Below are 11,398 nucleotides of genomic sequence, written 5' to 3'. Positions count from 1 at the left end.
TCATTTTGGATATATATGAGTTTTGGTTTAAAATTGGAATATGTTAAGAATGCTATAATATCTGTATAAATAAGGTAAGATACTGATAGTCACAGAGTAAATTTGCACCGTCGAGCTGTGCTTTTTTGGAAGTATAGTTCAACGCCTGCTCTGTTTCTACCATTCTAGCATACCTATGCACATGTTTACTGCTTCTGCCCGGCTTATTCCGGGCTGGAGCCGCCTGACGCGTCTTGGCCAAACGGCCCGGCTCTGGCTGGCTCTTGCTCTCTTGTTACCTGCTGCTACGACCTGGGCTCAGCGCGTCCGGGGCAGCGACGGTAACCGCACCGTGACGACGGGCACCATCATCGTCAACGAATACGCCAAGGTTACGGCCGACGCGGCGGCGGGGGCTACTCTGCTGCGGGTCAGCAACAACACGCTGAACGCCAACAGCCGCTTTCCCGGGGCCCTGACCCAGGGAGACCTGATCCTGCTGATTCAAATGCAGGGTGCCAGCATTGCTACGAATGACGCGGCCTTTTACGGTACGGTATCGGCGTATAACAATGCCGGCCGCTACGAGCTGCTGGAAGTGGCCTCCGTATCGGGCACCGACGTTATCAACCTGACGTGCGGCCTGAAGTACGACTACACGGCTGCCGGCCAGACCCAGGTAGTACGTCTGCCGCGCTTCAGCACGCTCACCGTGAACAGCGGAGCCGCCGTGAGCGGCGCAGCCTGGGACCGGACTACCGGATTGGGTGGCATCGTGGCGATGGAAGTAGCTAACGGAACCATTGTGAACGGTACCATTACTGCTACCGGCCTGGGTTTCCGGGGTGGTGCGGTCGACAATAACTCGGAAGATGCCAACAATATAGTGATGGGCTTCCGCAGCACGGCGTCCACCTTCGGGGCTGAAAAAGGGGAAAGCATTGCCGGCGCCGGCGTAGACTACGACGCCTTGGGCGGCCGCTACGGCCGTGGCGCCGCAGCCAACGGAGGCGGGGGCGGCAACTCCCACAACGCGGCCGGCGGCGGCGGCGCCAACGTGGGCCTGGGCACCTGGACCGGTTTGGGCAACCCCGACCGGGGCACCAACAATGCGTACGACGACGCCTGGAATCTGGAAGGATCGGGCTTTGCTACCTCCACTTCCTCCGGGGGCGGCCGGGGCGGCTATAGCTACGCCTCTGCCAACCAGAATGCCTTGGTGGTAGGGCCGGGAGCTAGCAGCTGGGGCGGCAACGACCGTCAGAATAACGGTGGCTACGGCGGCCGGCCACTCGAGAACCGGGGCCGGCTCTACCTGGGTGGCGGTGGCGGCGCCGGCGACGGCAACAACACTGTATCTACCTCCGGCGGCAACGGTGGCGGTCTGGTATATCTGCTGACCGGCGGAGCCGTATCGGGCTCGGGCTCGGTATTGGCGAATGGTACGACCGGCTTCCGCGGCAACAATATCCCAACCTCGGGCGGCACGGATGCTGCCGGCGGCGGCGGTGGCGGTGGTAGCATTGTACTGCACGTCAGCGGCACCATCACCGGCATTACGGCCAGCGCTCAGGGCGGCACCGGCGGCTCCCAGCGCGACGCCGGCGTCGAGTCGGAAGGACCCGGCGGCGGCGGTGGCGGCGGCCTGATTCAGTATACCAACAACTCCGGCACCAACTTTACGACCCAGGTGCTGGGCGGGGTAAGCGGTACTACCTCTTCCACCGGCCTGACGGAATTTCCGCTCAACGGTGCCACCCGTGGTGCCAGTGGCCTAGTGCAACCCGTGCTCTACAACGCCCAGTGCGCCGTGGCCGACGTGACCACCAGCATTGTGCCCCTGACCAACCCCACGCCGGCCGGCCAGCCCGGCGGTTTTACCGTAAGCTTCAGCAACACCGGTCCTAGTGGCGCCAACGAGGTGATTGGGCAGGTAAAGCTGCCCACCGGGCTGTCCATTCTTTCCATCAGCAATGGTGGGGTGTACAATCCTGCTTCGGGCTTGGTCGATTATCCGGCCCTGACAAACCTGACCAACGGCCAGGTTTTCACGTCGACCATCCGGTTTACCACGCCGCCGGTTCCTTCTATTGTCGCCTACTCGCTGATTTATACCACGACCGGGCAGGGTGCTAACACCCAGACCGATACCGGATACGACTCCTTCGCCGTGACGCCGGTGGCCGATGTGACGACCACCATTACCGGTCCTGCGGTGCTGGGCCAGGGTCAGCCTTCGGGCACCTACACCGTCAACTTCACCAACAACGGCCCCTCTACCGCCACCAACGTAGCGCAGTCCATCCGCCTGCCAGCTGGCAGCACCAACGTTTCGGCGCCAGGTGCCCAGTCGATAGTAGTGAACAACGGGGTTATTGTCACGTATCCGGCCACTACGCTGGAAAGCGGTGCCACCAGCTCGTACCAGCTCAGCTTTACAGCCCCCAATACTTCGGGCCCCGTAACGCTGGTCAGCTCCACGGGTACCAGCACCAGCCAAGGCCCGAATACGGCCGCTGACCAGTTTACTTTCAACGCCACCGTAACGACTACTGCCGCCGAGCTGCAGGCCACTATTTCGGCCGAGTCTGGCACCGTGCTGGCTGGGCAGGAGGGCGTGTTCAACGTGGTTTTCCGCAACAACGGCCCCAATACGGCTCCCGGAACCGCTGCTCAGGTGCAGCTGCCAGCCGGCCTGGTCCTGACGGATGCGGCTGGTGGATCCTACAATCAGGGTACCGGCCTGCTCACTTTCCCCAACCTTACCTCCTTAGGTAATGGCTCGACCTTCTCGCCGGTAATCAGGTTCACGGCGCCAGCTACGGCCACCACCGTTAGCGCCACGGCTTCCATTACCTCGAATGCCTTCGACTCGAACACCAGCAACAACAGCGCTACGGCTCCTATTACCGTAACGCCGGCGGCCGACGTGGTAACGACCATCAGCGGCCCAGCTACGGCAGCGGCCGGCTCTTCGGTGACCTACACGGCAACGGTGCAGAATAACGGCCCCTCGACTGCCAACAGCGTAGCACCCACCGTTCAGCTGCCCCGGGCTCTGCTTTCGGTAACGGTTCCGGCCGGCGCCAGCTACAATGTCAATACCGGTATTGTAACGCTGCCCACTATCGGGACGATGAACAACGGCGACAAGCAGGATTACACCATCAGCTTTACGCTGCCCAACAACAATCAGCCGGTGAGTGGGCAGGCCCGCAACACGGCCACCACCACCGACGCTGCTGCGCCCAACAACAACGGCAGCCTGGCCGCCGCCAACGTGACGACCATCGTGACGCTGCCCTCCGGCTCGTGCTCCGGGTCTACCTTCAACAGTCAGCCGGCCACGCAGGGCCTGTACGCGGAGTACTACAAAGGCTACTTCAGCGACAACTTCTCCTTCTTCAACACCAATACGCCCGCACTGACCCGCACCGTGGGCAACGTGAGCTTCAGCAGCCGCGCCGGCTGGGGCGACATTACCTCAGCCATGAACTCGGGCACGGCATCCGACCCGGACAACTACTCGTCGCGGATGCGGGGCTACATCACCATCGTTACGGGGGGCACCTACACCTTCACGCTGTATAGCGACGATGCTTCCTGGCTCTGGATTGGCAACAATGCCCGGGATACCAACCTGCAAGCATCAAAAGCTGTGGTAAATGCCGGCGGCAACCACTCCGCAGGCTTCTACACGGGGGTTATCAATCTGGCCGCCGGTACCTATCCGGTTACAATTCTGTACGGGGAAGGCTCCGGTGACAATGTGCTGACCTTCAACTATAACGGACCCGATACGGGCGGTAGTGCAGTGGCCGTGCCTGGCTCGGCGCTGTGTTCTACGCAGTTCAGCGGCCCGCTGCCCGTGGAGCTGACCCAGTTTACCGCTACGCCCAGCAACCTGGACGCCCAGCTCAGCTGGACTACGGCTCAGGAGAAAAACAGCGCTTATTTTGCGGTGGAACGCTCGGTAGCCGGCCAGCCTTTCCGGGCTATTGGTCAGGTAAAAGCCCAGGGCACCACTACCCAGGCTCAGCGCTACGCCTTTGTGGATGCCGGTGCGGCCCGTTTGGCTACCACCGTGTACTACCGCCTGCATCAGGTGGATAAAGACGGCAGCAGCACCTACTCGCCGGTACGCACCGTGCTGTTTGGAGCCGGCGCCGCCGACTTCTCCGTGGTGCCTAACCCAACGACCGACAAGCTGCGCGTGCAGTTCACCGACGCTACCGTGCAAGCCACGGCTACGGTGTACTCGGTGCTGGGCCAGGCTCTGCTGACTCAGGCGCTGAACTCGAGCGGCCAAGCGGAGCTGGATGTGCGGGCCCTGCCCGCCGGCAGCTACGTACTGCGCCTGCTCACGTCGAACGGCTCGACCCGCAATTTCCACTTCGTGAAACAGTAGTCTACACCGCGGCGGCTCCCGGTAGCGGGAGTCGCCGCAGGTAACGCAAATGGCCCCGGCCGGTACGCAGCATGCGCTGTAGTGCCGGCCGGTGGTGTTTCTGGGCTGGCAAGAAAGTGGGAAACTAGGACCGGCAGCGTGTATCTTGGGCTAAAATTCTTCCGCAACTAATGAGAAAGACCATCCTGACCGGCGTGGCGGTTTGCTCCCTGCTGGCCTCGTTTACCCTACCGGCGTTGCGCCCTCAGCGCCCGGCCGATGATGACAAGCGCCTGGCCGCGCTGTTCGACGCCTATTGGGAGAAAAACAACCGCCTGTTTCCACTCAGCGCCACTTCCCAGGGCGACAACCGCTACAACGACCAGCTGCCCAACGACCAAACCAAGGCCTACCGCGACACACTGCAGGCCTTTTACCAGGGCTACCTAGCCAAGCTGGGTAGCTTTAAGCGGGCCCAGCTTTCGGCCAACGACAAAATCAGCTACGACATTTTCCAGTACAAGCTCCAGACCGAGCTTAATGGACTCCGGCAAAATGCCTGGCTGACGCCCTTCAAGCAGTTCTGGGGCCTGCCCATTTCCTTTGTGCAGCTGGGTTCGGGCGAAGGGGCCCAGCCTTTCAAAACGGTGCAGGACTACGACAACTGGCTGGTGCGGGCCCGGCAGTTCCCGGTGTGGGCCGACTCGGCCATCAGCAACTTCCGCCGCGGGGCCAAGGCCGGCGTGGTGCTGCCCCGGGCGCTGGTGGTTAAGATGATTCCGCAGGCCCAGGCCCTGGTGGTGGCCGAGGCCCCGAAAAGCATTTTCTACGGCCCTATCAATAAGCTGCCGGCCAGCTTTTCGGCCGCCGACAAGCAGCGCCTGACCACGGCCTACCAGCAGCTCATTCTGACCGACATTGTGCCCACGTATAAGAAGCTGGCCGATTTTCTGCAGAACGAGTACCTGCCCAAAGCTCGCACTACTACCGGCCTGGCCGACGTGCCCGGAGGCCCCGAGCTGTACAAGTTCTACGTGAAGAACTGGACGACGACGGACAAGACGCCGGAGGAAATCTACCAGACGGGCCTGGCCGAGGTGAAGCGGATTCGCTCGGAAATGGAGCGGGTCAAGACCCAGGTAGGCTTCAAAGGCGACTTGCCGGCTTTCTTCCAGTACATGAAGACCCACAAGCAATTTATGCCTTACAAAACCCCCGAGGAAGTGCTGACGGCCTACCGGGGCATTCAGGCCCGCATCATGCCGGCCCTGCCCAAGTACTTCAGCCGCCAGCCCAAGAGTGCGTTTGAAATCCGGCAGACGGAGGCATTCCGGGCAGCTTCGGCTTCGGCCGAGTACAACCGCGCCGCCGCCGACGGCTCCCGTCCCGGCATTTTCTACGTCCCGATTCTGGACGCCGCCACCTTTACTACGCCGGGCATGGAGTCGTTGTTCCTGCACGAAGCTATTCCGGGTCACCACTTCCACATTTCGCTGCAGCAAGAAAACACTGCTCTGCCCAAGTTCCGGCGGTTTGGCGGCTACAGCGCCAGCTCCGAGGGCTGGGCCCTGTATACCGAAAGCCTGGGCAAGGAGCTGGGCCTCTACACCGACCCTTACCAGTACATGGGCGCGCTCAGCAATGAAATCCACCGCGCTATCCGCCTGGTAGTGGATGTGGGCATGAACACCAAGGGCATGACCCGGGAGCAGGCTATTAAGTACATGATGGACAATGAGGCCATCAACGAGCAAAGAGCTACGGCCGAAATCGAGCGGTACATGGCTATTCCAGGCCAGGCCCTGAGCTACAAGATCGGGCAGCTCAAGATTCAGGAGCTGCGCGACAAGTACAAAAAGCAGCTCGGCGCCAAGTTCAGCTTGCGGGCTTTCCACGACGAATTCCTCAAGGACGGCATCATGCCGCTGGCCGTGCTGGAACGGAAGATGGATGCCTGGGCTGCCGCCCAGAAGTAACCTTTTTACAACCGAAAACTGCCTCCTTTCCAGCTGCGCCAGCGGCCGGGAGGGAGGCAGTTTTGTGAATAAACCAGATGTTATGATGAAAGCAAATCAGAACGAGGGGCCAGACCGTAACTGCAGGCTGAACAAAAGCCGGGGTTGGCGGTCCTTGCTGAGAACTAACTGCTTGCCATGCGCCACCTGACCGCCGCCGATATTGCCGCTTTCGAAAAGATTTACCGCCTCAACTTGGTCAACTCCATTACCGGCTACAAGCCCGCCAACCTGATTGGTACGGCCTCGGCCGCGGGAGCTACCAACTTGGCCATCTTCAGCTCGGTAATTCACCTGGGCTCGGCCCCGGCAGTGCTGGGCATCGTCACGCGGCCTGCTACTGTGCCGCGCCACACCTACGAGAACATCAAAGCCACCGGCTGCTACACCATTAATCACGTGCCGGCCGACCGGGTAGCCGCCGCCCACTACACCTCCGCCGAATTTGGCCGCGACGAGTCTGAGTTTGATCAGTGCGGCTTTACGGCCGAGTACCGCGACGATTTTCCGGCTCCATACGTGGCCGAATGCCAGATTGGTATTGGCCTGCGCCTGAAAGAAGAGTTGCCGATTCACAACGGCACGGTGCTGCTGGTGGGTGAGGTAGAGCACGTATACCTGCCCGAAACCGTGCTGCGCGCCGATGGTACCCTGGACCTGCAGCAGGCCGGAGCCATCTGCATTTCCGGCCTCGACGGCTACCACCAGGTTACGCCCCTGGCCTCGTTTGCCTACGCCCGCCCCGGGCAGGGCCCGCAGCCCAAGTAAGCGGGCGGCAGGAGAGAAGTAGCTCGTTGGGCCAACGTCAGCGGCGGTGGTGCGTTAAAGAAGGCTCCATCTTCTTTCGCACTCTATTTCTTTCTGATATGGCTTCTCCTTTCTGGAAAACTCTGAGCTTGGGTACGCTGGCCGGGCTGCGCAGCATGACGCCGCTGGCCGCCCTGAGCAGCTCCTTCGCCAAACACCGCTCCGATGCCCTGGGCGCGTCGCCGTTGCGGCTGCTGCAGTCGGGTGTGGCCGCCAAGGGCCTGACGGTGCTGGCTGCCAGTGAAATGGTAGCCGACAAGCTGCCCGGTATGCCCGACCGGATTACGCCTACTGCCTTGCTGGGTCGTGGCTTGTCGGGGGCAATAATGGGCGCCATGCTCTACAAGTCGAAGCGCCGGTCCGGTTTCGGTGGTGGTTTGCTGGGGCATTGTCTGCCGTGGCGGGCACTTATGGTAGCTTTTACCTACGCAAAGAACTGGGCAAGCAAACTAAGGTGCCCGACACCGTGTGGGCCCTGGTAGAAGACGCTACGGTGTTTGGCAGCAGCAAGGCTGCCGTTAGAAACGTAGCTGCTACTACTGCCCGCCGCGACGCCCATGTGCCGCGCCACCGGCCCGCCCAGCCTTCTTATCACGCCAATTATCCTTCGCTGTTCTAAGGCTGGCAAGCTCTGAAACGTAAAAATGCCCGCAGTCCAGTAAATTGCGGGGCATTTCTGCGGAAATCAGTACTGGTTATTGGGTGCGGCCGGAGCTGCCGTTGCGGTCGGTCGTACCCGTGTTCTGGGTCGAGCCAGGGGCGGTGCTGGGGCCGTGCTGTTCTGCGAAGGGGCCTTGGTATCGTTCAGGCTGTTGTTGTTGGTAACCTTGTCCACCGAGTTGGGCGTGCCGGAAGCGGCCTGGGGGGAAGTCGAACTGTTGCCGCCCGGCGACGAGTTCATGGCGTTGTCGGTTGATTGAGCCTGGTCGGCAGCCGAGCCTTCGCCACCAGCGGCCGGTGCGTTCTGCTGGCCGTTTACGCTGTCCATATTGGTTTCAATGGAGCGGGCCGGGGAGCCGTCGAGAAGTCGTTGACGTTCTGCCGGTCTTCGCCGGGCGTGCCGCCCCGGTCGCAAGCCGTGGTCAAAGAAGCCGCGGCGCCCAGCACAGCAGCCAGCACAAAGCGCTGAGTGAGTTTCATAGTTCAGGTGTTTGGAGTACAGTGTAGACTTGGAAATCAGGTATACGCAAAATCTGTCCTCCATAGCTGAAGTAGGCAGCCCCTTGATTTGAATCTGGTCAAAAGCCGGGCCTTGCGCTATCCTATTCCGGCCTTCGAACCCGTAGCTTTGCCGCATGGCTATTCCAGCATTAATGAACTGGAGCGGGGGCAAAGATTCGGCCCTGGCGCTCTACCACGCCCTGCAAGACCCGCGCTACGAGGTTCGGCACCTGCTTACCAGCGTTAACAGTCACTACCAGCGCGTGTCCATGCACGGGGTGCGGGTGGCCTTGCTCAAAGCCCAGGCCCGGCAGATCGGCTTGCCTCTGACCAAGCTGGAGCTGCCCGAGGCCCCCGACATGGCCGACTATGAGCAGCTCATGCGGGCCACGCTGGCACCGTTACAGGCCCAGGGCATGCACCACGCCATATTCGGTGACATTTTTCTGGCCGACCTGCGCCACTACCGTGAGGAGCAGCTGGCCCGGGTCGGAATGCAGGCCGTATTTCCGCTTTGGGAGCGCAGCAGCGCCGATATTCTGCGCGAGTACCTGGCCCTGGGTTTCCAGGCAGTTGTGGTGTGCGTAAACGAGCAGTGGCTCGACCAAAGCTTCTGCGGCCGTTTGCTCGACGAAAACTTTCTGCGCGACTTGCCGCCGGGGTGGACGCCTGCGGGGAAAACGGCGAATACCACAGCTTCGTCTTTGCCGCGCCGTATTTCCGCGAACCTATAGCCTTTGAGCGGGGCGAAATTGTGCGGCGTACTTACCCGGCCCCGGGTGGCGGCGAAGCCGGGTTCTGGTACTGCGACCTGCTGCCCGCAGCAGCGCCGATTGGCTAACTTGTCAGCACTGCGGGCCCTGCACCCGCCACTGGCCCGCGTCGTAGCGGCAATCGGTGGAAATGCCGCCCTCCCGCAGCACCCAGTTGCCGGGGCGGCCCAGCCACTTGAGGCGGCCGTCGGGCAGCACGGAGTTGGCAAAGTCGTGGGACTGGACGTCGATGGTTTCCGTTTCTACCCGGTTGACGGTCAGGTACTCCACATACTGTAGGCGAAGCTTGCCCGTGTCGAGGCAGCTGGGGTGCAACGCCAGGTTGTGGGCCGGGCTGGGCATCGCCGCTGATGGGTAGAGCAAACCGTCGAAAGCAGTACCCAACTCGCAGGCTTCCGCAATGGCTACCGACAGCCGGTAGTGATGGTGGTTGTCGTCGTGCACCGAGCGGGTAAAGGCCTTGGTCAGGAACTCGGCAATGGGTTGTACTACCGCAGGCAGTTGGGCCAGGGCCTGAGCCAGAGCCTTTTCCCGGTCAGAGTGCGGGTCGTCGGCGCACACGTCGGCGTAGCCAAAGCTAGCCAGACGCAGCGGCTGCTGAGTTTGCCAGCGGCTAATAACAATCTGGTCCTTGGGCTGCACGCTGGCCTCAAAAAACGGTGGGTGCCAGGTAGCGCTGCAGTAGAACATGGGCTGTCCGGCCCGGTTAGCCCGCTGGTCGGCGGTTACAAGCTCGGCGGGCGGGTAGGAAACGTGCTGCAGATGCGTGGGCGGCTCGGTACAGGCTTTGCCGCGGTACAGCAGCAGGCCGGGGCCAAACTCGATGAGGCGGAGCGGGTGGCCCTGCAGTAGGTCCCGAATCCGCTCGGCCAACTCATCAATGGAATGTTTGCGCAAATCCAGATGCTGGAGCGACGCTATTTTGTGCCTGGTTTCCTCCACGGCAGACCCCTGGCGGGCGTCGGGTTGGGATACGGCCATATATACTTATGCGTGGGTGTTTGGCAAAGAGGGGCAAAAAGGGCGGGGCGCAGAAAAGGGTAAGCTTTTGAAGGGTAGTAACGGGACCATCACACTAAGTGGGCCGAAGCATCCCTGCCGCAGGTACAGCAGAGATGCTTCGGCCAACTCAGTACAACGCGCTGATCCCGTGAGTCAGCTTTCTAGAACTCGTAGGAGTCCCGGTGGCGGCGGGCATAATCGTCGGAGTGGTCCTGGTGTTTGGGGCGGCGGGCTTTATCTTTGTCGCGCAGCAACAGATAACCCAGGCCGCCTACCAGCGCCGCCCCAATAATCCATTTGGGCAGCGGGGCCTCGGTGGAAGGCGGTACGGATACCGTACCGGTTTCGTCGGCTACAACCGGGTGACCCACGTAGCGGCCCTGCTTGGGTACGGCTTGCTGCTCAAAGTGCAAAGCCAGATCATGCAGCTGCCGGCGCAGTTCTTCGCCATGCATCGGTATTCCATGACCCGTGGCGGCAATCTGGGGCTCCAAAGCTGCCAGCTTTTCCACCGAGGCGCGCGACTGGGCCCAGTCCTGGGTGAAGTAGGCGGGCGGGCCGTGCACTTCCTGGCGCTGCTCCCACACGGCCGTCCCCGACTCCTGCTGCACCGTTACGAAGGCGTCGCCGGCAATTAGGGTGCGGTCGTACTCCCGGAAAAACGATACGTGGCCGGCGGTGTGGCCCGGCGTCGGAATCCAGCGCCATTCTGACAAGAAGGGCACCGTACCGTTGAGGGGCAAGGGCTGCACCCGGGAACCTAGGTCAATAGGCTTTTTGGGGTATAGAAACGACATAGCGGCCATGGCTCCACCACCCACCGTGGGGTCTGGGGCGGATACGACGAGCGGCCCGTTAGGTAAGGCAGCTCCAGCGGATGGGCATACACGGGTACGTTCCACTCTTCGGCCAGCGTGTGCAGGGCGCCTACGTGGTCGAAGTGGCCGTGGGTGAGGATGATGGCCGACGGCGGGTTGTTGGGACCGAAAATAGCTTCGGCATTCTCCTTGATTTTGGCCGCCGAGCCGGGCAGGCCGGCATCAACCAGCACCCAAGGCTCCAGGGGCGAGGAGGTGTCGCGCACGAAGTACAGGTTTACAAAGACGTTGCGCAGACCCCACACGCCGGGCACGACGGCCTGCAGGGCGGGGGTATTGGCGCGGGTTGCGGTATTTGGCATACGGACGAGATTGAGTAGGGGAAATCAGTCGGCCGGCCCCGACCAAAGCCCGGAGCAGCGTTCAGAAGTACGCAGACTGCGCGGTTTGGATAAG

9 protein-coding genes and 1 pseudogene are annotated in these 11,398 nt (G+C 61.7%); 6 read left to right on the top strand and 4 right to left on the bottom strand.

Features of this window, described 5'->3' with window-relative positions; translation table 11 throughout:
• Window positions 1-181 precede the first annotated feature (181 nt).
• The 5 genes from MUN79_RS25470 (at window position 182) to MUN79_RS25450 (ending at window position 7,807) form a co-directional block, all read left to right on the top strand.
• A complete protein-coding gene (locus tag MUN79_RS25470; protein ID WP_244675304.1) occupies window positions 182-4,387 on the top strand; it encodes a T9SS type A sorting domain-containing protein in 4,206 nt (1,401 codons plus the stop codon).
• Window positions 4,388-4,557: 170 nt separating this feature from the next.
• A complete protein-coding gene (locus tag MUN79_RS25465; protein ID WP_244675303.1) occupies window positions 4,558-6,342 on the top strand; it encodes a DUF885 domain-containing protein in 1,785 nt (594 codons plus the stop codon).
• 177 nt (window positions 6,343-6,519) lie between these two features.
• The gene (locus MUN79_RS25460) at window positions 6,520-7,149 is read left to right on the top strand and encodes a flavin reductase family protein (RefSeq protein ID WP_244675302.1); all 630 of its coding nucleotides are present in this window, start codon (window positions 6,520-6,522) and stop codon (window positions 7,147-7,149) included.
• Window positions 7,150-7,247: 98 nt separating this feature from the next.
• A complete protein-coding gene (locus tag MUN79_RS25455; RefSeq protein ID WP_244675301.1) occupies window positions 7,248-7,670 on the top strand; it encodes a DUF4126 family protein in 423 nt (140 codons plus the stop codon).
• Window positions 7,643-7,807 carry a hypothetical protein gene (locus tag MUN79_RS25450; RefSeq protein ID WP_244675300.1) on the top strand — a complete coding sequence of 55 codons (165 nt, stop codon included), beginning with the start codon at window positions 7,643-7,645 and terminating at the stop codon, window positions 7,805-7,807. The genes MUN79_RS25455 and MUN79_RS25450 overlap by 28 nt, the downstream gene beginning before the upstream one ends.
• Window positions 7,808-7,873: 66 nt before the next feature.
• Here the strand turns inward: MUN79_RS25450 and MUN79_RS25445 are convergent, their stop codons facing one another.
• Window positions 7,874-8,176: a hypothetical protein gene (locus MUN79_RS25445; protein WP_244675299.1), complete on the bottom strand. Its 303-nt coding sequence runs from the start codon at window positions 8,174-8,176 to the stop codon at window positions 7,874-7,876.
• Entirely contained in the window at window positions 8,164-8,328 is a 165-nt protein-coding gene (locus tag MUN79_RS25440) for a hypothetical protein (RefSeq protein ID WP_244675298.1), read from the bottom strand. Before MUN79_RS25440 ends, MUN79_RS25445 begins: the two co-directional genes overlap by 13 nt.
• Window positions 8,329-8,483: 155 nt before the next feature.
• On the opposite strand from MUN79_RS25440, the gene MUN79_RS25435 reads away from it, so the two are divergent.
• Entirely contained in the window at window positions 8,484-9,083 is a 600-nt protein-coding gene (locus tag MUN79_RS25435) for a Dph6-related ATP pyrophosphatase (RefSeq protein WP_244675297.1), read from the top strand.
• Window positions 9,084-9,194: 111 nt separating this feature from the next.
• Here MUN79_RS25435 and MUN79_RS25430 read toward each other — a convergent pair whose 3' ends face one another.
• Together MUN79_RS25430 and MUN79_RS25425 are read right to left on the bottom strand one after the other, a co-directional pair.
• The gene (locus MUN79_RS25430; protein WP_244675296.1) at window positions 9,195-10,103 is read right to left on the bottom strand and encodes an RES family NAD+ phosphorylase; all 909 of its coding nucleotides are present in this window, start codon (window positions 10,101-10,103) and stop codon (window positions 9,195-9,197) included.
• Window positions 10,104-10,285: 182 nt separating this feature from the next.
• A pseudogene (locus MUN79_RS25425) lies at window positions 10,286-11,304 on the bottom strand (MBL fold metallo-hydrolase).
• Window positions 11,305-11,398 lie beyond the last annotated feature (94 nt).

It is taken from the genome of Hymenobacter cellulosilyticus (assembly GCF_022919215.1).
Lineage (GTDB): Bacteria > Bacteroidota > Bacteroidia > Cytophagales > Hymenobacteraceae > Hymenobacter > Hymenobacter cellulosilyticus.
The sequence above is the reverse complement of the archived record's forward strand: the minus strand, read 5'-3'. Positions and strand labels throughout refer to the sequence as shown.